The sequence below is a fragment of the Sphingomonas sp. Tas61C01 genome (assembly GCF_052567495.1).
Map to the genome: position 1 here is coordinate 2,379,665 of NZ_CP199583.1, position 20,640 is coordinate 2,400,304.

At 67.1% G+C, this 20,640-nt stretch carries 19 protein-coding genes and 1 riboswitch; of the genes, 10 read left to right on the plus strand and 9 right to left on the minus strand.

The annotated features are described in order from the left end of the window. Positions 1-7: 7 nt before the first annotated feature. From ACT009_RS11045 to crtY, 3 genes are read right to left on the minus strand one after another with little or no spacing between them, the layout of a single operon-like run. The gene (locus tag ACT009_RS11045) at positions 8-589 is read right to left on the minus strand and encodes an LOG family protein (RefSeq protein ID WP_445191137.1); all 582 of its coding nucleotides are present in this window, start codon (positions 587-589) and stop codon (positions 8-10) included. Next, a complete protein-coding gene (locus ACT009_RS11050) occupies positions 586-2,064 on the minus strand; it encodes a phytoene desaturase (protein WP_445191138.1) in 1,479 nt (492 codons plus the stop codon). Before ACT009_RS11050 ends, ACT009_RS11045 begins: the two co-directional genes overlap by 4 nt. Continuing rightward, a complete protein-coding gene (gene crtY / locus ACT009_RS11055; RefSeq protein ID WP_445191139.1) occupies positions 2,061-3,221 on the minus strand; it encodes a lycopene beta-cyclase CrtY in 1,161 nt (386 codons plus the stop codon). Before crtY ends, ACT009_RS11050 begins: the two co-directional genes overlap by 4 nt. A gap of 116 nt (positions 3,222-3,337) precedes the next feature. Here crtY and ACT009_RS11060 point away from each other — a divergent pair, with 116 nt between their 5' ends. The 8 genes from ACT009_RS11060 to thiC all read left to right on the plus strand — a co-directional run bounded on the left by ACT009_RS11060 (position 3,338) and on the right by thiC (position 11,944). After that, positions 3,338-4,159, plus strand: coding sequence for a sterol desaturase family protein (locus tag ACT009_RS11060; RefSeq protein ID WP_445191140.1), 822 nt, complete (start codon positions 3,338-3,340; stop codon positions 4,157-4,159). Then, the gene (locus tag ACT009_RS11065; RefSeq protein ID WP_445191141.1) at positions 4,116-4,514 is read left to right on the plus strand and encodes a DUF2141 domain-containing protein; all 399 of its coding nucleotides are present in this window, start codon (positions 4,116-4,118) and stop codon (positions 4,512-4,514) included. The genes ACT009_RS11060 and ACT009_RS11065 overlap by 44 nt, the downstream gene beginning before the upstream one ends. Positions 4,515-4,575: 61 nt before the next feature. After that, positions 4,576-5,466, plus strand: coding sequence for a MipA/OmpV family protein (locus ACT009_RS11070; RefSeq protein WP_445194066.1), 891 nt, complete (start codon positions 4,576-4,578; stop codon positions 5,464-5,466). Positions 5,467-5,669: 203 nt separating this feature from the next. After that, positions 5,670-6,626, plus strand: coding sequence for a ferritin-like domain-containing protein (locus ACT009_RS11075; protein ID WP_445191142.1), 957 nt, complete (start codon positions 5,670-5,672; stop codon positions 6,624-6,626). Positions 6,627-6,643: 17 nt separating this feature from the next. Beyond that, positions 6,644-7,639 (plus strand): ferritin-like domain-containing protein, encoded by a 996-nt coding sequence (locus ACT009_RS11080; RefSeq protein WP_445191143.1) that lies wholly within the window; start codon positions 6,644-6,646, stop codon positions 7,637-7,639. Between the two features lie 160 nt (positions 7,640-7,799). After that, positions 7,800-8,795, plus strand: a complete 996-nt coding sequence (locus ACT009_RS11085) for a ferritin-like domain-containing protein (RefSeq protein ID WP_445191144.1) — start codon at positions 7,800-7,802, stop codon at positions 8,793-8,795. 79 nt (positions 8,796-8,874) lie between these two features. Then, positions 8,875-9,882: a ferritin-like domain-containing protein gene (locus ACT009_RS11090; RefSeq protein ID WP_445194067.1), complete on the plus strand. Its 1,008-nt coding sequence runs from the start codon at positions 8,875-8,877 to the stop codon at positions 9,880-9,882. Between the two features lie 50 nt (positions 9,883-9,932). Beyond that, positions 9,933-10,042, plus strand: a riboswitch (TPP riboswitch). A 39-nt stretch (positions 10,043-10,081) separates the two neighbouring features. Continuing rightward, positions 10,082-11,944 carry a phosphomethylpyrimidine synthase ThiC gene (thiC, locus tag ACT009_RS11095; RefSeq protein WP_445191145.1) on the plus strand — a complete coding sequence of 621 codons (1,863 nt, stop codon included), beginning with the start codon at positions 10,082-10,084 and terminating at the stop codon, positions 11,942-11,944. A 134-nt stretch (positions 11,945-12,078) separates the two neighbouring features. Here thiC and ACT009_RS11100 read toward each other — a convergent pair whose 3' ends face one another. From ACT009_RS11100 to pepN, 4 genes are all read right to left on the minus strand, one after another. Further along, on the minus strand, positions 12,079-12,357 hold the full coding sequence (locus ACT009_RS11100) for a hypothetical protein (protein WP_445191146.1): 279 nt from the start codon (positions 12,355-12,357) through the stop codon (positions 12,079-12,081). Between the two features lie 53 nt (positions 12,358-12,410). Then, positions 12,411-13,091, minus strand: coding sequence for a uracil-DNA glycosylase (gene ung, locus ACT009_RS11105; RefSeq protein WP_445194068.1), 681 nt, complete (start codon positions 13,089-13,091; stop codon positions 12,411-12,413). A gap of 128 nt (positions 13,092-13,219) precedes the next feature. Further along, a complete protein-coding gene (locus ACT009_RS11110) occupies positions 13,220-13,345 on the minus strand; it encodes a hypothetical protein (RefSeq protein WP_375422124.1) in 126 nt (41 codons plus the stop codon). Positions 13,346-13,392: 47 nt separating this feature from the next. Beyond that, the gene (gene pepN, locus ACT009_RS11115) at positions 13,393-15,993 is read right to left on the minus strand and encodes an aminopeptidase N (protein WP_445191147.1); all 2,601 of its coding nucleotides are present in this window, start codon (positions 15,991-15,993) and stop codon (positions 13,393-13,395) included. 97 nt (positions 15,994-16,090) lie between these two features. Between pepN and ACT009_RS11120 the strand changes: the two genes are divergently transcribed. Continuing rightward, positions 16,091-17,761, plus strand: coding sequence for a M28 family metallopeptidase (locus ACT009_RS11120; protein WP_445191148.1), 1,671 nt, complete (start codon positions 16,091-16,093; stop codon positions 17,759-17,761). Further along, on the plus strand, positions 17,761-18,597 hold the full coding sequence (locus ACT009_RS11125; RefSeq protein WP_445191149.1) for an NAD(P)-dependent oxidoreductase: 837 nt from the start codon (positions 17,761-17,763) through the stop codon (positions 18,595-18,597). Before ACT009_RS11120 ends, ACT009_RS11125 begins: the two co-directional genes overlap by 1 nt. Here the strand turns inward: ACT009_RS11125 and ACT009_RS11130 are convergent. Together ACT009_RS11130 and ACT009_RS11135 are read right to left on the minus strand one after the other, a co-directional pair. Continuing rightward, positions 18,507-19,466 (minus strand): DMT family transporter, encoded by a 960-nt coding sequence (locus ACT009_RS11130; RefSeq protein ID WP_445191150.1) that lies wholly within the window; start codon positions 19,464-19,466, stop codon positions 18,507-18,509. The genes ACT009_RS11125 and ACT009_RS11130 overlap by 91 nt on opposite strands. Next, on the minus strand, positions 19,429-20,430 hold the full coding sequence (locus tag ACT009_RS11135) for a threonine aldolase family protein (RefSeq protein WP_445191151.1): 1,002 nt from the start codon (positions 20,428-20,430) through the stop codon (positions 19,429-19,431). The genes ACT009_RS11130 and ACT009_RS11135 overlap by 38 nt, the downstream gene beginning before the upstream one ends. Positions 20,431-20,640 lie beyond the last annotated feature (210 nt).

Here is a 20,640-nt window from a genome sequence, read left to right on the forward strand (position 1 = left end):
TCCGTGCTCACAGGTCCGACATCGCCATTCGCACGATCGGCTGGGTCGGGACATGTGCACTCATCCCCGCGAGCAGCGCGTCGAGCGTATCGCCGACGATCAGCAGGTCGCGGTGCTGCGCGCGGAGAAAGCCGACCTCGGCCATCTTCTCCCAGAACGCGATCAGATGATCGTAATAGCCGGCGCTGTTGAGCAGTCCGACCGGCTTCGCGTGATAGCCGAGCTGCGCCCAGCTCAGCGCCTCCCACAATTCGTCCATCGTGCCGGTGCCGCCAGGGATGGTGACGAAGCCGTCCGACAGATCGGTGAACTTCGCCTTGCGTTCGTGCATCCCGCCGACGACGTGGAGCTCGGTGAGGCCGCTATGCGCGACCTCGGCGTCGACCAGCGCCTGCGGGATCACCCCGATCACCTCGCCGCCCGCCGCCAGCGCAGCGTCGGCAATCGCGCCCATCAGCCCAAGCCGACCGCCGCCATAGACAACCCCGATCCCGCGTTTGGCGAGCGTGGTGCCGACCGCGCGGGCATCCTCGAGATAGCGCGGATCCGCGGGGGTGGCCGATCCGCAATAGACCGCGACACGCTTCACCGCGCGCCTTCCAGCATCAGCGCCGCGGTGGCCTTGGCGCTGCCGACCACGCCGGGGATGCCGGCGCCCGGATGCGTGCCCGCGCCGACGAAATAGAGGTTGGGGATGTGATCGTCGCGATTGTGGACGCGGAACCATGCGCTCTGGGTCAACGTCGGTTCCAGGCTGAACGCGCTGCCGAGATGCGCGTTCAGATCCCGCGCGAAATCGTTCGGCGCGTAGGAGAACTTCGTCACGATCCGCTCGTGGATGTCGGGGATCAGGCGGCGCCCGATCTCGTCCAGGATGCGCTTTTCGAGGATTGGGCCGATCTCGTCCCAGTCGACCGGGAACTTGCCCATGTGCGGCACGGGCGCCAACGCATAGAAGGTCGAATGCCCCTCCGGCGCCAGCGACGGATCGGTGACGGTCGGGTGGTGGAGGTAGAGCGAGAAATCCTGGCTCAGCACGCCGTGATCGTAGATGTCGGCGAGCAGCCCCTTATAGCGCGGGCCGAACAGGATCATGTGGTGCGGAATGCCCGGCCAGCTGCCCTTGATACCGAAATGCACCACGAACAGCGACGGCGAGTACTTCTTGTTCTCGAGCTTGCCCGCGGTGCGCTGCGCGCTGCGCGATCCCGACAGCAGGGTGCGATAGGTGTGGACGATATCGGCATTGGCGGCGACCATGTCGGCATCGGCGCGCCAGCCGCTCGCGGTGATGACGCCGGTGGCGCGATCGCCGAGCGTCTCGATCTGCGCGACCGGATCGCCGAGGCGGATGGTGCCGCCGATCCGCTGGAACTGGGTGACCATCGCCGCGATCAGCCGGTTGGTGCCGCCCATCGCGAACCAGACGCCGCCGTCGCGCTCCAGCTTGTGGATCAGCGCGTAGATCGCGCTGGTGGTCATCGGGTTGCCGCCGACCAGCAGCGTGTGGAAGGACAGCGCCTCGCGCAATTTCTCGTTGCGGATGTATTTCGACACGATCGAATAGACCGAACGCCACGCCTGGTATTTGGCGAGTGCGGGCGCAGCCTTGATCATCGACGCGAAGTCGAGGAACGCAACATGGCCGAGCTTCAGATAGCCTTCCTCATAGACCCCGGCGGCGTAGTCGAGGAACTGGCCGTAACCCTCGACGTCGGCTGGATCGAGCTTGGCGATCTCCGACCGCAGCAGGACGTCGTCGTTGGTGTAGTCGAAATTTGTGCCGTCGGGCCAGTTGAGGCGATAGAAGGGGCTGACCGGCGCCAGCGTCACGTCCTCGGTCATGTCGCGCCCAGTCAGCGCCCACAGCTCCTGCAGGCAATCGGGATCGGTGATCACGGTCGGGCCTGCGTCGAAGGTGAAGCCGTCGCGTTCCCAATAATAGCCGCGGCCGCCGGGCTTGTCGCGCGCCTCGACGATCGTCGTAGAGACGCCCGCGGATTGCAGCCGGATCGCGAGCGCGAGCCCGCCAAAGCCGGCGCCGATCACCACCGCCGACGTCATGACCGGCCCGCCAGCGCGCGGACTGCGCGGCCGATCGGCACCGGCGGCTTGCCGGTCAGTACGCGTGCCTTGTCGATCATCGTCGAAGTTCCTGCATAGAAGCGACCGATCAGGGAAGGATCGAGCCGGTAGAAGCGTTCCAGGATGCGATAACGCTCCGCCGGATCCGCCGCCTTGAACAACATGGTGTCGAGCATCCGAAAAAAACCCCGTCGCCGCCATTTTTCCCGGGCGAATTCGTGGGTGGCTTCATGCAGCCCTACGCCGGTGAAGTCGGTGCGGGCCGCGATCAGGGCCGCGGTGCGCACTGCGTCGGGCAGCGAATAGCCGGTGGTCGGGTGGAACAGCCCGGCGCGCATCCCGGCCTTCGCGATGCCGGCGCCGGAGGATTGCCAATATCGCTCGAAATCGCCGCTCATGACGACCGGAAGCACACCGGCTTCCTCGCGGCCCGCCTGTTCTACCTGCCATCCCTGATCGACGGCATAATCATGGATGCGGTCGCCGATCGCCGCCCGGTCGAGTGTGGGGTGGTCGCTATAATAGGTGTCTTCAACGAACATCCGATCGGGCGCCAGCGGCAGGCAGTACACGAAGCGATAGCCGTCGAGCTGATCGACCGTGGCGTCCATCACCATCGGCCGCTCGCTGCCGTGCGGAACCGATAGCCGCAATTCGCGACCGACAAATTTCTGCCAGCCCAGATCGAGCACCGACAGGTCGCCGGTCCCGCGCGCATCGATCACGCCGCGCGCATCGAGGCGGTCGCCGTCCGCGAAAGATATCCTGGTCGCCGATAATTCGGTCACCACGCGCGACAGCATCAGCGCCGACGGTTTCAGCGTCTGCCGCACCACGGCGTCGAGTCGCTCGCTGTCGATTGAATGATAGACGGTCCCGATGGTGCGTCGATGCGCCGGGAAGGCGACCTCGTAGCTCATCCAGCTATTGCCGATCAGGGGCGCGACGATCCACCGGTCGCCCTCCGACACGTCGCTGTCGAAGAACGACCACCGGTGATTGCCGCCGACCACCCGGGCAGCGTCGATCATCCGGACGTCGAGCGCGGGATGCCGTGCCTTCAGCGCGAGCGCAATCAGGCCGCCGGCGAGCCCGCCGCCGACGATCGCAACGTCGCAAGTGATCGTCGATCCCATCGTCCGAGGCGACTAGCCCAAAGCGCGGGCGGCGAGAAGGCGTGCTCGCGATGTTCGTAAGACGCCTTATGACCGCGACGCTGGCCGGTAGTGCGCATTGCGGGTAAGGGGCGGGAATGACCGCCGTTTTCGCGATCCTGCTGTCGGCGCTGGCGATGACCCTCATCGTCGGCCTGCGCTATCTGATCGTGTCGGGCGCGTTCGCCGCGGCGACCAGGGCGCGGCACCCCGGGCTGTACCAGGGGCTCGACCGGCAGATGCGGCGCGAGATCGTCTGGAGCCTGGCGTCGGCAGCGATCTACGGCATTCCCGCCGGCGTTGTCGCCTGGGGCTGGCATAATCGCGGGTGGACCAGGATCTACGACCACGTCGACGCCTATCCGCTATGGTATCTTCCTGTGTCGGTGCTGCTCTACATGCTGGCGCACGATTGCTGGTTCTACTGGACGCATCGCTGGATGCACCGCCCTAAGCCGTTCCGGCTGGCTCATGCGGTCCATCACGCCAGCCGCCCGCCGACCGCGTGGGCGGCAATGGCGTTCCACCCGATCGAGGCCCTGACCGGGGCTGTGGCAATTCCGCTACTGGTGTTCGTGATTCCGATCCATGTCAGCAGCTTGGGCTTCGTGCTGGCGATCATGACGGTTATGGGCGTGACCAACCATATGGGCTGGGAGATTTTCCCAAGGTTCATGTGGGGCGGGCGGCTGGGGGGCTGGCTGATCACCGCGAGCCACCATCAGCGTCATCATGAGCAATATGGGTGCAATTATGGGCTCTATTTCCGCATCTGGGACCGGCTCTGCGGCACCGACGGCGGCGTCGGCGACTTCGCCCGATCGCATGCGCAGGCTAGGCAGCGCGCGGTGGGTCGCGGCACTGGCGCTCCCCGCGATGGCGTCGATGCTGGTCGGCGCGGCGCCGATCGGACGGCTTGACGTCGCGGTCGACAAGCTGCGCTCGGCCAAGGGTTTGATCCGGGTCTGCCTCACCGCCGATCCGGCGAACTTCCCCGCCTGCGTCGACGATGCCGACGCGATCACCCGCACCGTCGCCGCAAACACCCATATGATGCGGTTCGACGGGCTGCCCCACGGCAATTACGCGATCGCGGTGATCCATGACGAGAACGGCAATTCGAAGCTCGACACGCTCGCCGGCATCCCGCGCGAAGGCTTCGGCTTCTCGCAGAACCCCGCAATTACCTTCGGCCCGCCGCGGTTCGCCGCGGCCAAATTCGCGGTGACGAGTGATGCCGAAATACAACGCATCAGGATGCGCTACATCCTCTGAGCGAGTCCGACGGAAAGATACGCTTGCTGCTGCGTTGCGCGGACGTAACAGAATTGGAGCGATTTCCTTGCAGCGTCAGATCCTATCCACGCTCGCCGCGGCGTTCGCGCTCGCGAGCGTCACCTCACCGGCTTTCGCGCAGGATACGACGATCGCGCCGCCCGACACGGGCAGTGCGGTCGCAGCGGCCGATTTCGACGGCGATTCGATCACGCTCGGCGGCGGCTTCGCGTATCTGCCCGATTACGAGGGGTCGAACGACTATCGCTTCACCCCCGCCCCCGGCGCGATCGGGTCCTATCGCGGCTATTCGTTTACGGTCGCGGGAAACCGCGCATCGCTCGATCTGATCCCCAACAAGCCCGGCCCGAGCTGGGACGTGCAGGCAGGGCCGATCGCAGTCCTCAACCTCAACCGTACCAACATCGACAATATCGACGATCGCCGCGTGCGCGCGCTGGGCGAACGCGACGCGGGAATCGAACTCGGCGGCTATGTCGGTCTCGGCAAGACCGGGGTGATCACCAGCCCCTACGACAAGCTGTCGGTGTCGCTCAGCTATCGCTACGACGTCAATGGCGCGCACAGCAGCGGTATCCTGCAACCGTCGGTCACCTACCTGACCCCGCTCAGCCGCAAGGCGGCGTTCGGGCTGTTCGCTTCGGCCGAGCGGGTCGAGCGGGGCTATGGCCGCGCCTATTTCGGCGTCGACGCGGCGCAGAGCGTCGCGAGCGGCCTGCCCGTCTACGCCGCGCCGCGTGGCTGGAAGAACTGGACGCTGGGAGCGCTCGGCACCTACTCGCTGACCGGCGACCTACTTCACGGGTTCAAGCTCGTCGGCGGCGGTACCTATGGCCGCCAGTTCGACCGCTTCGCCAGCAGCCCGGTGGTTCGGATCGCCGGCAGCCGCACCCAGTGGCTGGGCGTGCTGGGCGTCGCCTACACCTTCTGATCGGAAGAAGTTTTCGCAATTCGACGTCACGACGTCACCGATTGCGTCCGCACCACGACCTGCGCCGTACCTCACTGATGGAAAGCAAGCGATCGGCTCGATCGTGTCCGCTTACCGCTGCGTACCATAAGCAGGTTCGTGCGTGGTTCCGGGCACTTAGGCCGCATCGCCCTCTCCTGATAACGGCCAGGGAGTGATGACGGATGACCGATAGCACGCTGATGATGGAAGCGCTCGACGGGCGCGTAAAGCGGCGCGAAGGGCGGCGCGACTTTTTCAAAGCGGCGCTGGGCGCAGCAGCGGTAGGCGGCGCCTTCGCGTTCGCCAGTGCAGCCGAAGCGCAGGCGGTGACCGACACCGACGTGCTCAATTTCGCGCTGAACCTCGAATATCTTGAGGCGAACTTCTATTCCTATGCGGTGTTCGGCACGCCGATCGCACCTTCGCTGGTCACCGGCACCGGTACTCAGGGCCTGGCGACCGGCGGCCGTAAGGTGACATTCACCGATCCGGTGGTGCGCGACTATGCGAACGAGATCGCGCAGGACGAGATCGCGCACGTCGCCTTTCTGCGCAGCGCGCTGACCAGCGCCGCCACCGCGCAGCCGACGATCGACGTGGGCATCGGCCCCGACGGGGCCTTCAGCAATGCCGCCCGTGCGGCCGGGCTGATCACGGGCGCGACCAGCTTCTTCGATCCCTATGCGAGCGACGAAGCCTTCCTGCTCGGCGCCTTCATCTTCGAGGACGTCGGCGTTACCGCCTACAAGGGTGCGGCGCCGCTGATCACCAACAAGGCGTATTTGGAAGCCGCCGCCGGCATCCTCGCGGTCGAGGCGTATCACGCCAGCATCGTGCGTACCGTGCTCTATGCGAAGGGCATCGCGACGCCGTCGCTGCGCACCTCGGCCGACGCCATCTCGAACGCGCGCGACAGCCTGGATGGCTCGACCGATCTCGATCAGGGGATCTCGCCGGTCACTACCGGAACCGGGCTCACGTCCAACATCGTGCCGCTCGACAATAACGGCATCGCCTTCAGCCGGACGACGGGGCAAGTGCTCAACATCGTCTACCTCAACAAGGCGGCTGTCACGATGGGCGGATTTTTCCCCGCCGGCGTGAACGGGTCGATCAAGACCAGCGCCAACAACGCCTGATCCAGGGGAGACAATCCATGATCCAGAACACCATGATGCTCGAGATCCTCGAGCGCTCCGAACAGCGTCGCACCGAGCGTCGGCGCTTCATGAAGACGGCCGGCAGCGCGGTTGCCGCCGCCGGTGGCCTCGCGATGCTTTCCGCCTGCGGAGGCGACGACGACAAGTCGGTTCCGGCGCCGACGCCGACTCCCGCGCCGACCGCGTCGGTCGCGCAGATCGATCTCGACGTGCTGAACTTCGCGCTCAACCTCGAATATCTCGAGGCGACGTTCTATTCCTACGCCGCGTTCGGCTCGCCGCTGTCGACCCTCAGCACGTCTGGCACCGGAACAGCGGGCACCGTCACCGGCGGCCGCAAGGTGAGCTTCACCGACCCGGTCGTGCAGCAATATGCGCTCGAGATTGCGGCGGACGAGGTCGCGCACGTCAACTTCCTCCGTGCGGCGCTCGGGTCGCAGGCGGTGGCATTGCCCGCGCTCAACATCGACGGCGGCGCGACGGGTGCGTTCACCGCGGCGGCGCGCGCGGCGGGACTGGTGCCGATGACTGGCACTTTCGATCCTTACGCGTCGGACGAGAACTTCCTGCTTGGCGCGTTCATCTTCGAGGATGTCGGGGTCAGCGCCTATAAGGGTGCCTCGCCGCTGCTCGTGAACAAGACCTATCTGGAGGCAGCCGCCGGCATCCTCGCCGCAGAGGCTTATCATGCCGGCCTGGTGCGCACCGTGCTCTATTCGAAGGGGTTGGCGACGCCGTCGCTGCGCACCTCGGCGGATGCGATCTCGAACGCCCGCGACAGCCTGGATGGGGCATCGGATCTCGACCAGGGGATTACCGGCACCGCGACCATGTCGAACATCGTGCCAACCGATATCGACGGCATCGCGTTCAGCCGCAGCACCAGCCAGGTGCTCAACATCGTCTACCTCAACAACAAGGCCGCATCGAGCGGCGGGTTCTTCCCGTCGGGCCTGAACGGCAACATCAAGACGAGCGTCGCCGCGGTATAACGACTGCCGACGAGCGTCTCGATCGAGGCGATCCGGGCCGCGTGAGCGATCACGCGGCCCTTTTCGTCTGGTCGCGCAAAGCGCGCGACCCGTTGATTATGGCCGTTGAATCGACCAGACGCGGGAAGATGATCCGATAAGGCAAGGCGAGGACCTGCGAATGACCGACAGCGAGCAACTGATCGACGCGCTCGACGCGCGGGTGCGGCGACGCGAGGATCGCCGCGCGTTCTTCAAAACCGCGATCGGCGCTGCGGCAATCACTGCGGCGGGGGCCTCGGCGCTGTCGATCGGCAGCGAGGCGGCGGCGCAGACCGTCACCTACACCGATGCCGACGTCCTCAACTTCGCGCTCAACCTCGAATATCTCGAGGCGCAATTCTATTCTTTCGCCGCCAACGATGTCGGCCTGCCCGACACGCTGCTCGGCGGCACCGGCGCACCGGGCGCGGTGTCCGGCGGGCGACGCGTGACCTTCACCGATCCTGCGGTCGCCGCCTATGCGCGCGAGATCGCCGCCGACGAGGTGGCGCACGTCACCTTCTTGCGTGCGCAACTCGGCACCGCCGCGGTCGCGCAGCCGGCGATCGACGTCAGCGTCAGCGCGACCAGCGCCTTCTCCAAGGCTGCGACCGCCGCCGGGCTGATCACCGCGGGGCAGACCTTCGATCCCTATCTTAACGACGAGAATTTCCTGCTCGGCGCGTTCATCTTCGAGGATGTCGGGGTCACCGCCTACAAGGGCGCAGCGCCGCTGCTCACCAACAAGACCTATCTGGAGGCCGCCGCCGGCATCCTCGCGGTCGAGGCCTATCATGCCGCGATCATCCGCACGACGCTCAGCAGCAAGGGCTTCGCGATCCCGACGCTGCTGACCCAAGCCGATGCGATCTCCAACGCGCGCGACACGCTCGACGGCGGTACCGAGATCGATCAGGGCATCAGCCCGCGCAGCGTGTCGGTGGTCAACGGCACCACCACGACTACCTACACCACGTCGAACGTCGCACCGACCGACGCCAACGCGATCGCGTACAGCCGCACCCCCGGCCAAGTGCTCAACATCGTTTACCTGACCGCCACCGCGGCGGGGCTCGGCGGGTTCTTCCCGGCTGGCGTCAACGGCACCATCAAGACCGCGGCCGCCGCAGCGTGAGCCTTTGCGCCTCCTGCCCCGCCCCTGGGAGAGTATCATGACCGACCATAGCTTCGAGGCCGCGATCGCTCCGGCCAGTATGTCCGCCGAAATCGATACGGGCGGCGTGTTCGCCGCGATCGAGCAGCGTCGTGCCGCGCGGCGTGGCTTCCTGCGCTATGCCGGTGGCGCGGCCGCGGTAGCCGGCGGCGCTGCGTTGCTGTCGGCCTGCGGCGGCAACAGCGATCCCGCGCCGACCCCAACGCCGACGCCGACCACCGCAAACCTCGACATCGACGTGCTCAACTTTGCGCTGAACCTCGAATATCTCGAGGCGCAATTCTATTCCTGGGCGTGCTTCGGGCGCGGGCTCGACGCGTCGCTGACCACCGGGATCGGCACGCCCGGTACGGTGACCGGCGGCGCGGCGGTGTCGTTCCAGGACACGCTGGTCGCCGCCTATGCGCGTGAGATCGCGTTCGACGAAATCGCGCACGTCGCCTTCCTGCGCACCGCGCTCGGCAGCGCCACCGTGGCGATGCCCGCGATCAACATCGACGGCAGCGCGACCGGCGCCTTCACGCAGGCGGCGCGCGCGGCCGGCGTGGTCGACGCCACCGGGGTATTCAACCCCTATGCCGACGATAACAGCTTCCTGCTCGGCGCGTTCATCTTCGAGGATGTCGGCGTAAGTGCCTACAAGGGCGCTGCGCCGCTGATCACCAACAAGACCTATATCGAGGCCGCGGCGGGCATCCTCGCTACCGAGGCCTATCATGCCGGGCTGATCCGGACGCTGTTGTACCGCAAGGGGCTCGACACGCCAGCGCTCGCGACCAATGCCGGGCTGATCAGCGACGCGCGCGACAGCCTCGACGGCACCGTGTCGAACGCGGCGACGGGGGTGATCGGCGACGACGACCAGGGGATCCTCGGTACCGCCCTGGTCTCGAACATCGTGCCCGCCGACGGCAACGCGATCGCGTTCAGCCGCTCGACCGGGCAGGTGCTGAACATCGCCTATCTCAGCAAGGCCGCGATCTCGAGCGGCGGGTTCTTCCCGTCGGGCGTCAACGGCAACATCCGCACCTCCGCCGCAAACGCCTGACCGCCCCGCCCCCTTTTCGGTTTGCGCGCGCGCCGCATGCGCCTATGCTCGGCGTATCCCCGGGGGGCCGCGACTGAGCGGCTGAGAGGAGAGCCGCAGCTCTCGACCCGCTGAACCTGATCCGGTTAGCGCCGGCGGAGGGAGGGAGCGGTCGCCACCACAGGACCGTCCTCGCTCCGACGCATTTGGAGCAAGCACGATGGCCGACATTCCTGCGCATTACGAAAAGGAAGCCGCCGCGATCGGCGTCACCACCGGCCCGATCCGCGGCAGCCGCAAGATCCATGTCGGCGAACACCGCGTCGCTATGCGCGAGATCATGCTCGATCCGACGTGCAGCGAGCCGCCGCTCCGGGTCTACGACACCAGCGGGCCTTACAGCGATCCCGCCGCGACGATCGACATCGACAAGGGCCTGCCCCAGCTCCGCCGCGCCTGGATCGAGGCGCGCGGCGACGTCGAGAGCTACGACGGGCGCGAGATGCGGCCGGAGGACAATGGCCAGCTGGGGCCGGATCGTTCGGGCGGCGTCCCGCGCTTCCCCAACCCGGTCAAGCGTCCGCTGCGCGCCCGGGCCGGCGCCAATGTCAGCCAGATGCACTATGCGCGGCAGGGCATCGTCACGCCGGAGATGCACTATGTCGCGACCCGCGAGAATCTCGGCCGCGCGCAGCTAAAGGAAGCGCTGATCCGCGACGGCCAGGATTTCGGCGCGTCGATCCCCGATTATGTCACACCCGAATTCGTCCGCGACGAGATCGCGCGCGGCCGCGCGATCATCCCCAACAACGTCAATCATCCCGAGAGCGAGCCGATGGCGATCGGGCGCAACTTCCTGGTCAAGATCAACGCCAATATCGGCAACAGTGCGGTCGCGAGCAACGTCGCCAACGAAGTCGACAAGATGGTCTGGTCGATCCGCTGGGGCGCGGACACGGTGATGGACCTGTCGACCGGTCGCAACATCCACGACACTCGCGAATGGATCATCCGCAACTCGCCGGTACCGATCGGCACCGTGCCGATCTATCAGGCGCTGGAGAAGGTCGGCGGCGTCGCCGAAGACCTGACCTGGGAGATCTTCCGGGACACGCTGATCGAACAGGCCGAACAGGGCGTCGATTATTTCACCATCCATGCGGGCGTGCGGCTGGCGTACATCCCGATGACCGCCAAGCGCGTCACCGGCATCGTCTCGCGCGGCGGATCGATCATGGCGAAATGGTGCCTCAGCCACCACCGCGAGAGCTTCCTGTACGAACGCTTCGACGAGATCACCGAGATCATGAAGGCATACGACATCGCCTATTCTCTCGGCGACGGGCTGCGGCCGGGCAGCATCGCCGATGCCAATGACGAGGCGCAATTCAGTGAACTCTATACGCTAGGCGAACTCACCCACCGCGCGTGGAAGAGCGATGTCCAAGTAATGATCGAGGGGCCCGGCCATGTGCCGATGCACAAGATCAAGGAGAACATGGACAAGCAGCTCGAGGTCTGTGGGGAGGCGCCCTTCTACACGCTTGGGCCGCTCACCACCGATATCGCGCCGGGATACGACCACATCACCAGCGGCATCGGCGCGGCGATGATTGGTTGGTATGGAACCGCGATGCTCTGCTACGTGACGCCGAAGGAGCATCTGGGCCTGCCCGACCGGGACGACGTGAAGGTCGGGGTCGTCACCTACAAGCTCGCGGCGCATGCCGCGGATCTCGCCAAGGGGCATCCCGCGGCGAAGATGCGCGACGATGCGCTGTCACGCGCCCGTTTTGAATTCCGTTGGCGCGACCAGTTCAACCTGTCGCTCGATCCTGACACCGCGGAGCAGTATCACGATCAGACGCTACCCGCGGAAGGCGCCAAGACCGCGCATTTCTGTTCGATGTGCGGGCCCAAATTCTGTTCGATGAAGATCACCCAGGAAGTCCGCGACTTCGCCGCCAAGCAGAACCAGCCGGCGGACGCGTTCATCGCCGCCGCCGATGCGGAAGCGGGAATGGCGGAAATGAGCGACCGCTTCCGCGAAAAGGGCGGCGAGGTTTACCTGCCGGCGGAGTAGACGCCGTCGCGTCTGGCGGAGAGGCCCCCTCCACCACTGTCTTCGGCCGCTGTTCCTCTCCCCCGCAAGGGGGAGGTGGCAGCCGTCAGGCTGACGGAGGGGGAGGTAAGGGCGGAGCTCTCGCCCCCCGTACCTCACATCGCGTTGGCGACCTGACCCTCGACCCGCGCATCGTCGTTGTCGTCGGCTTCCTCGGCCTTCTTCTCGCCCATGTCGCGGACGTTGTCGGCACGGTCTTCCAGCGCGTCCGCGGCTTGTTCGTTGGTGGTCGCGTCGGCCTGCGCGTCGAGTGCGTCGGCGCGGTTGTCGGTCATCGATTCGATGTTGTCCGCGGCGCGGTCATCGGCATTGCCGCCGCAGGCGGTCAGAAGCAGCGCGCCCGCCACCGCGGCGGCCTTGATTGGAAAGGACATGGTCGGTCTCCCTGTTGAGAGCGGCTCAATGGGCGGAAGGCGCAGAGGTTCCGTTACGCCGGAAGTGCCCAGTCGATCGGCAACCGGCCGTTAGCGACCAAAAACGCGTTAGCCTTCGAGAAATGCCGGGAGCCGAAGAAGCCGCCATGCGCCGACAGCGGCGACGGATGCGCGGCGGTGAGCACGAGATGGCGCCCGCCGCGCGCGACGTCCTCGACGAACGCGGCCTTCTTCTGGGCATGCGCGCCCCAGAGCATGAACACGATCGGCTGCTCGCTCGCCGCGACGATGCGGACTACCGCGTCGGTGAATCGCTCCCACCCGCGCTTCTGGTGCGATCCGGCGACGCCCATCCGCACCGTCAGCACCGCGTTGAGCAGCAGCACGCCTTGTGCCGCCCAATGATCCAGGGACCCGTGGCGGGCAGGCTCGATGCCGAGATCGCTGCGCAGTTCCTTGTAGATGTTGACCAGGCTCGGCGGCGTGCGAACGCCCCGTTTGACCGAGAAGCACAGCCCGTGCGCCTGCCCGGCGCCGTGATAGGGATCCTGGCCGAGGATCACGACCCGGACCGCATCGGGCGGGGTCAGGTCCAGCGCGCGAAACCAATCGGCGCCGCGCGGGAAGATTCGCTCTCCCGCAGCGATCTCGCGCTGCAGGAAATCGCGCAGCGTCGCCATGTGAGGCGCGTCCATCTCCGCGGCGAGCGCCTCGCGCCACGCGTCGGGCAGCATTACCTTGTCGACTCTTAAGGGGTCGATGCCGACGGGATCGGTGCCCACGTGATCGGTCGGTGGCGCGGTGGTCATCGCCGCTTCTGTCCGGGCCGGCGCGACGCTGTCAATCGCGCCGCGCGCGGGCGTTACGGCTTGGGCGAGGTTTCCGGCGCCTTGCCCTTGGTCGTCGGGTTCGACGCGTTCTGCTTGGGCGCCTTCTCCGCCTTCGGCTTGCGGGTTTCCTTGTTCGACTTCATCTGACCCTTGGCCATCGTCGTTCTCCTTCAAGCGCTTCTTTACGGCATCGCCGTCGCCGCGGCTATCCTTCGAGGCTCTTGGATGCCTGTTCGAACAGATCCTTCGACAACCCGGGCGTCGCGACGATCCGTTCGAGTTCCGCGCGCATCAGCGTCGATCGGTCTTCGGCGAACCGCCGCCAGCGGCCGAGCGGAGGCAGCAGCTTCGCCGCGGTCTGCGGGTTGAGCCGATCAAGCGCGATCAACTGGTCGGCGAGGAAGCGGTATCCGGCCCCGCCCGCGACGTGGAAGCTGCGCTGGTTCGCGCCGAACGCGCCGATCAGCGAGCGCGCCCGGTTCGGGTTGGCGAGCGTGAAATCGGGATGTCCCGCCAGCGCCGCCACCACCGCCGCGGTATCGTCGCGGGTCGCCAGCGCCTGGGTCTGGAACCATTTGTCGAGCACCAGCGAGTTGCCCGCATAGCGATCGTAGAACTGGTCGAGCGCGCGCTCGCGTTCCATCGCCGTGCCGTTCGACAACGTCGTCAGCGCGCCCTGGCGGTCGGTCATGTTGTCCGCGCTCTCGAACTGCGCAAACGCGATCGAGGCCGCATCCGCTGCGCCGCTCGCCGCGATGTAGCTCAGCGCCACGCTGCGCACCCGGCGCCGGCCCTTGGCGGCGGGAGTATAGGCATAGGGTTCGGGGGGCGCGGTATCATAGGCATGACGCCATTGGTCGGCGAGCTGGCGGCCGATCTCGGTTCTCAGCGCCTCGCGCGCTGCGAAGATCGCGTCGGGTTCGACTGTTGCCATCTGGTCGCCGATGAAGCTTTCCGACGGCAGCAGCACTGCCTCCGCGACGAAGGCGGGATCGAGATCGGGGTCGGCAAGAATCTGCGCGATCGCGGTGACCACCGCATGATGATGGCCGTGCCCGCCCGACACCGCGCCCGCGACCAGCGTGTCGAGCATCAACTGCTGCATCGCCTCGTACCGCGCGAAGGGATCGTCGTCATGCGCGCTGAGGAATGCCAGCTCCTCGGCGGTGCGGTCGCTCTCGACGATCACCGGCGCTGAAAAGCCGCGGTTGATCGACAGGATCGCGCGCTCGGTCAGCCCGTCGAACACGATCGTCTCGCTGGTATCGGTGAGCAAAGCCAGCTGCTCCTCGACCAGCGCCCGGCCGCTCGCGGCGGCGAACAGCTTCAGCCGCAACGGCAGCACCATCGGCGATTTCACCGGCTGGCCCGGGGTTGCGGGCACCTGCTGCGCCAGCCGCAGCTCGGCACGGCCGCCGCCTGGCTGCTGGGTCAGGCTGGCGGATACCCGAGGCGTGCCGGCCTGGCTGTACCAGAGGCGGAACTGCGCCAGATCGACGCCGCTCGCCTCCTCCATGCACGCGACATAATCCTCGCAGGTCGCCGCGGTGCCGTCGAACCGGTCGAAATACAGTTCGCATCCAGCACGGAACGCGACCGGCCCGAGCATCGTCGCGAGCATCCGGATCAGCTCGGCGCCCTTGTTGTAGATCGTCGCGGTGTAGAAGTTGGAGATCTCCAGATAGCTTTCGGGGCGGACCGGGTGCGCGAGCGGCCCCGCATCCTCCGGAAACTGTGCGGCGCGGAGCGTGCGGACGTCCTCGATCCGCTTGACCGCGGCGGATCCCTGGTCGGCGGAGAAGCCCTGGTCGCGGTAGACGGTGAAGCCTTCCTTCAGCGACAGCTGGAACCAGTCGCGACAGGTGACCCGGTTGCCCGACCAATTGTGGAAATATTCATGCGCGACGACGGTCGAGATCGCGTCGTAGTCATAGTCGGTGGCGGTGTCCGGATCGGCGAGGATGTACCGCGAATTGAAGATGTTGAGCCCCTTGTTCTCCATCGCGCCGAAGTTGAAGTCGTCGACCGCGACGATGTTGAACACGTCGAGATCGTAGTCGCGGCCATAGACTCGCTCGTCCCACGCCATCGCCAGTTCGAGCGCGTGCAGCGCGTGCCCGGTCTTGGCCAGATCCGCCTCGCGCACCCAGATGCCGAGGCTGACCTCACGTCCCGTGCGCGTCGTGAACGCGCCGCGGTTGACCGCGAGATCGCCCGCGACCAGCGCGAACAGATAGCTCGGTTTGGGGAAGGGATCGTTCCATTCGGCCCAGTGACGCCCGTCGTCGAGATCGCCCGCGCCGATCGGATCGCCATTGGCGAGCAGTACCGGAAAGCGCAGCTTGTCTGCGGCCATCGTGACAGAATAGCGGCTGAGCACGTCGGGCCGATCGGGAAAATAGGTGATCCGGCGAAAGCCCTCAGCTTCGCACTGGGTGCAGAGAATTCCGTTCGACGCATAAAGCCCCATCAGTTGGGTGTTGCGATCGGGCGCGATCTCGACCTCGGTGGTGACGACATGCGCGTCGCCGGCGAGCGGGATCACCAGCTGCTCGCCTTCGATCCGCCAGTCGTCGGTGGCGATGCCGTCGACGGTGACCGACAGCAGCGCCTGGCCGGCGCCGTCCAGCCGCAACGGATCGTGCCGCCCCGCGGTGCGCTCAACCGACAACGTCGCGCGAACCCGCGTGGCGGTGGGATCGAGATCGAAGTGCAGCCTGATGTCGGGGATCGACCAGGCGGGCGCGACATAGTCGCTGCGGCGGGTGGCGGCGGGATGGGCAAGGCTTTGCAGGGCGTCGAGCATGCTGCTGCTATAGGAGCGCGGATGCCGCTGCGGAAGCTTGCGCGGGGCGCCGCCTGTGGTAGCGCAGGGCGACGTATCGCCGAAGGATTACTCCCGCATGTTCCGTACGATGGCAGCCTTGTCGCTGCTCGCGCTCGCCGGTACCGCGCCCGCGCAAGACAAGCCGCCGGTGGCCGAGTCCGCGGCCGCCGTCAACGCCCGACTCGCGGCGCCGCTGCCCGCGGATCAGGCGGCGATGAAGGCGCATGTGCTGTTCCTCGCCGACGACGCCATGAAGGGCCGCGAGGCGGGGACGCCGGAATTCGACATCGCCGCCGCGTATGTCGCGGCGCAATTCTACGCGGCAGGGCTGCGGCCGGCCGGCGACGACGGCGGGTATCGCCAGCGGGTGCCGTTGGTGTCGTACCGCTCGGGGTCGAAGGGTGACATGGTGTGGAGCCCGCGGCGCGGCTCGGCGCCGGCACCGCTCGCGTTCGGGGAGGACTACGTCCCTGCCGCCAACCCGGCGCGGGCGGAGACCAGCGTCTCCGCGCCGGTCGTATTCGTCGGCTACGGCATCGTCGCCTCCCAGTATCGCGAGAACGGCTATGCCGGGGTCGACGTCCGCGGCAAGATCGTCGCGGTGATTGGTGGCGCCCCCGCCCGGTTCGGCGGCGAGGAGCGTGCCTTCTTCGGATCGCCCGGCACCAAGGCGACGATCGCGCGCGATCGCGGCGCGATCGGCATCGTCAACCTGCCGAGTGTTCGTAGCCGCGTGCAGCCGTTCGCGCGGATGGTGGAAACTTACGAGAACCCGCGGGTAACCTGGGCCAAGGCGGACGGCACCGGCAACGCGGTGGCGCCCGAGACGCCGGTCCTCGCGACGCTGAGCGACGCCGGCGCGACCAGGCTGTTCGCCGCCGCCCGCATACCCTGGTCGAAGATCGCGGTCGAAGCACAGAAGGACGACGCCCGGTTCAAGGCGGAAGCGCTGCCGGGCACGTTGTCGGTAGCGACGCGCACCGGCTTCACCGCGCTGTCGAGCAGCAATGTCGCCGGGCTGATCCCCGGCGCCGACCCGGTGCTCGGCAAGGAAGTGGTCGTGCTGTCGGCGCACCTCGACCATATCGGGATCAGCAAGACCGGGTCCGGCGACCGCATCAACAACGGTGCGCTCGACAATGCGATCGGTATCGCCAGCCTGATCGAGGAGGCGAAGCGCTTCGCCGCGAGCGGCCAGCCGCCGAAACGCTCGATCCTGTTCCTGGCGGTGACCGGCGAGGAGAAGGGGCTGGTCGGCTCCGATTATTTCGTCAATCATCCGTTGATGCCGCTCTCGTCGATCGTGGCGGACGTCAATCTCGACATGCCGATCCTGACCTACAAGTTCGAGGACATGATCGTGTACGGCGCGGAGCGGTCGACGCTCGGCCCGGTGGTGCGGCGCGCGATCGGCACGATCGGGGTCGGGTTGTCCCCAGATCCGATGCCCGAACAGGGCATCTTCGTGCGATCGGATCACTTCCGCTTCGTCCAGAAGGGCATCCCGTCGGTGTTCCTGTGGCCGGGGCCGAAGGGCACGGGCAAGGCCGCCACCGACTTCTTCATGGCCAACAACTACCACAAACCGAGCGACGACCTGTCGCAGGCGATCCTGTGGGACCAGGGCATCCGCTTCGTCGATGCCAACTACCGGATCGCGCGCGAGATCGCGGACGGGCCGACCCGGCCGGTGTGGAACAAGGGCGACTATTTCGGCACGCTCTACAAGGGCCCGATGGCGCGATAGTGGCGCGGCTGCTGATCTTCGGGCTCGGCTATGCCGCGTCGCATCTGGCCGGACGGCTAGCGGGCGAGGGGTGGCACGTCGTCGGCACCTCGCGCGACGGACGGGCGGGGACGCTGCGCTTCGACGATCGCGACGCGGTGGCGGCGGAAATCGCGGCGGCGACGCACGTCCTTTCGTCGGTGCCGCCGATGGACGGAGTCGACCCGGTGCTGGCCGGCTATGGCGCCGCCATCGCCCGGACGTCGCGGTGGGTCGGCTATCTCTCCTCCACCGGCGTCTATGGCGACGCGGCTGGCGCGTGGGTCGACGAGACCGCGCCGGTCGCGGGGCGGCGGCCGGCCCGCAACGCCGCCGACCGCGACTGGCTCGCGATCGGCGCGCGGGTGTTCCGCCTGCCTGGCATCTACGGGCCGGGCCGATCGGCGCTGGACCGGGTCGCGGAGGGCAAGGCGCACCGCGTCGACCTGCCCGACCAGGTGTTCAGCCGGGTCCATGTCGACGATATCGCGGCGGGAGTGATCGCCGGGTTCGACGGGCCGGCGGGGGCGTACAACCTCGCCGATGATTATCCATGCTCGCAGAACAGCGTGATCGAATTCGCCGCGCGACTGCTGGGGCAGCCGGCGCCGCCCTTCGTGACGCTCGACACGCTGTCGCCCATGGCGCGCGGCTTCTATGCGGAGAACCGGCGGGTCGCGAGCGGCAAAGCCAAGCGGCTGCTCGGCTGGGCGCCGCGCTTTCCCAATTACCGCGCGGGCCTGCGTGCCCTCAGTGCCACCACCAGCCCGATCCCGGTCAGCACCGCACCCCCGACGGCGAGCGGCGACCAGCGGTAACCCTCGAATAGCGTCGACAGCAGCATGGCGATCACGGGCACGATCACGCTCGAATAGGCCGCCTTCGCGGGGCCGATCACCCGCAGCACGGTGAAATAGAGCGGGAACGCCAGCGCCGACGCGAACAGCCCGAGATAGACGATCCCGGCGACATAGCCGAACCGTGCCTCGAACACCGGCGGCCCGGTCAGCCACCAGGCGAGCACCGCGTCCATCGCCGATCCTATCAGCATCGCCACCGCGAGCAACGGCACCATCGGATAGCGTTTGGCTGTCTCGGTCGCCTGCATGACGTTGGCGATCGACGCCGATCCGATCGCGAGCAGCGTGAAGCCGATCCCCGCCAGCGACGCGCTCGGCCCGTTCGGATCGCTCCGCGCCTCGTGGATGAACAGCAGCACGACCCCCGCCATCGCGATCGACGATCCGATCACCAGCTGCCGGCCCAGCCGCTGGCCGAGAAAGATCCGCGCCAGCCCGGCATTGGGCACCAGCAGCATCGCGAACACCACCGCGACCAGCCCCGAGGTGATGAACTGTTCGGCGCGGTAGACGAAGTTGAAGTTGAGGCAGAACTGGGTGAGCGCGGTCGCTGTGGCGAACCCCCATCCCCGCGCATCCAGCGTGAACCGCTCGCCGCGGGCCAGTGCGTAGATGCCCATCGCGATGCCGGCGATCAGAAAGCGATAGCTGACCGACCAGCTCGGCGGCACCACCGCGATCTGGTCACGGATCACCAGCCAGGTCGATCCCCAGATCAGCGTGACGATCGCGAACGGGATCAGGATCGCGGCGCGGGTCGATTGCGGTGGCGACGCAGTCACGCCCCGGTCACAACGCGGCGATCGCGTTGGCGAGCCGGTCGACATGCCCGGCATCGCTGTCCCAGGCGGTGACCAGCCGGATTTCGCCCGGCGCCCAGTCGTAGAAGTCGAAGCCATGCGCGCGCAGCGTCGCGGCTTCGCCGGGCGAGGCGTGGAGGAACACCTCGTTGGCCTCGACCGGATGGACCAGTCGGCCGCCGGCCGCCGCAGCGATCGTCTGCGCACGGTCGTTGGCGGCACGGGCGCAATCGAGCCACAGGTCGCCGTCGAGCATCGCGAGGATCTGCGCGGCCAGGTATCGCCCCTTCGACAGCAGCAGTCCCGCGCGCTTGCGGCGGTAGAAGCTGGCGCCGGTGAGATTGGGACGGAAGAAAACCAGCGCTTCCGCACTCATGCCGCCATTCTTGACGAAGCCGAAGCTCAGCGCATCGACCCCGGCGCGCCACGTCACGTCCGCCGGGCTACAGTCGAGATGCGCGACCGCGTTGGCGAAGCGCGCGCCATCCATGTGCAGCCCGAGCCCGCGGTCTCGCGCGATCGTGCCGATCGCGGCGACCTCCGCGGGCGTGTAGACGCGGCCATATTCGGTCGCGTTGGTGATCGAGATCGCGTGCGGCTGGACGCGGTGGACGTCGTCGACGATCGCGTCGAGCGTCTCGGCGATCGTCGCCGGGGTAAGCTTGGCGCCGTCCCCGCCCGCCAGGAACAGCTTGGCGCCATGGGTGTAGAACTCCGGCGCGCCGCCCTCGTCGTTCTGGATGTGCGCGTCGCGGTGGCAGACGATGCCGCCATGCGGCGGGCACAAGGCCGCGAGCGCGAGGCAATTGGCCGCGGTGCCCGACGGCACCCACAAGACCCGGCAGTCGGTCTCGAACAGCGCGGACATTCGGGCATCGAGAGATTTCGACCGGGCGTCGCCGTCATAGGCGGTGTCGAGCGTGTTGGCGTCGACGATCGCCTGCATCACCTTCGGGTGAACCGGCGCGGCATTGTCGGAAAAGAAGCGCATGGGTGGGGCTTTGAGGCGCGTGCCCGCGTGGGTCAACGGGGATGAGGCTGGGCTATCGCATTTGGACGATGGCTGCTCGGTCAGACGCGATTGTCGTCAGACTTTCCATAATTTTCGTCACCCCGGACTTGATCCGGGGTCCCGCTTTCGCCGAGATCCACGATCCCGCCTCGTGCGGTTAGCGGGACCCCGGATCAGGTCCGGGGTGAC

Coding starts and splice junctions, on each gene's coding strand:
- ACT009_RS11050 (WP_445191138.1), bottom strand. CDS start 2,064: ATGACGTCGGCGGTGGTGATCGGCGCCGGCTTTGGCGGGCTCGCGCTC.
- crtY (WP_445191139.1), bottom strand. CDS start 3,221: ATGGGATCGACGATCACTTGCGACGTTGCGATCGTCGGCGGCGGGCTC.
- ACT009_RS11060 (WP_445191140.1), top strand. CDS start 3,338: ATGACCGCCGTTTTCGCGATCCTGCTGTCGGCGCTGGCGATGACCCTC.
- ACT009_RS11065 (WP_445191141.1), top strand. CDS start 4,116: ATGGCGTCGATGCTGGTCGGCGCGGCGCCGATCGGACGGCTTGACGTC.
- ACT009_RS11075 (WP_445191142.1), top strand. CDS start 5,670: ATGACCGATAGCACGCTGATGATGGAAGCGCTCGACGGGCGCGTAAAG.
- ACT009_RS11080 (WP_445191143.1), top strand. CDS start 6,644: ATGATCCAGAACACCATGATGCTCGAGATCCTCGAGCGCTCCGAACAG.
- ACT009_RS11085 (WP_445191144.1), top strand. CDS start 7,800: ATGACCGACAGCGAGCAACTGATCGACGCGCTCGACGCGCGGGTGCGG.
- ACT009_RS11090 (WP_445194067.1), top strand. CDS start 8,875: ATGTCCGCCGAAATCGATACGGGCGGCGTGTTCGCCGCGATCGAGCAG.
- thiC (WP_445191145.1), top strand. CDS start 10,082: ATGGCCGACATTCCTGCGCATTACGAAAAGGAAGCCGCCGCGATCGGC.
- ACT009_RS11100 (WP_445191146.1), bottom strand. CDS start 12,357: ATGTCCTTTCCAATCAAGGCCGCCGCGGTGGCGGGCGCGCTGCTTCTG.
- ung (WP_445194068.1), bottom strand. CDS start 13,091: ATGCTGCCCGACGCGTGGCGCGAGGCGCTCGCCGCGGAGATGGACGCG.
- ACT009_RS11110 (WP_375422124.1), bottom strand. CDS start 13,345: ATGGCCAAGGGTCAGATGAAGTCGAACAAGGAAACCCGCAAGCCGAAG.
- pepN (WP_445191147.1), bottom strand. CDS start 15,993: ATGCTCGACGCCCTGCAAAGCCTTGCCCATCCCGCCGCCACCCGCCGC.
- ACT009_RS11120 (WP_445191148.1), top strand. CDS start 16,091: ATGTTCCGTACGATGGCAGCCTTGTCGCTGCTCGCGCTCGCCGGTACC.
- ACT009_RS11130 (WP_445191150.1), bottom strand. CDS start 19,466: ATGTCGACCGGCTCGCCAACGCGATCGCCGCGTTGTGACCGGGGCGTG.
- ACT009_RS11135 (WP_445191151.1), bottom strand. CDS start 20,430: ATGCGCTTCTTTTCCGACAATGCCGCGCCGGTTCACCCGAAGGTGATG.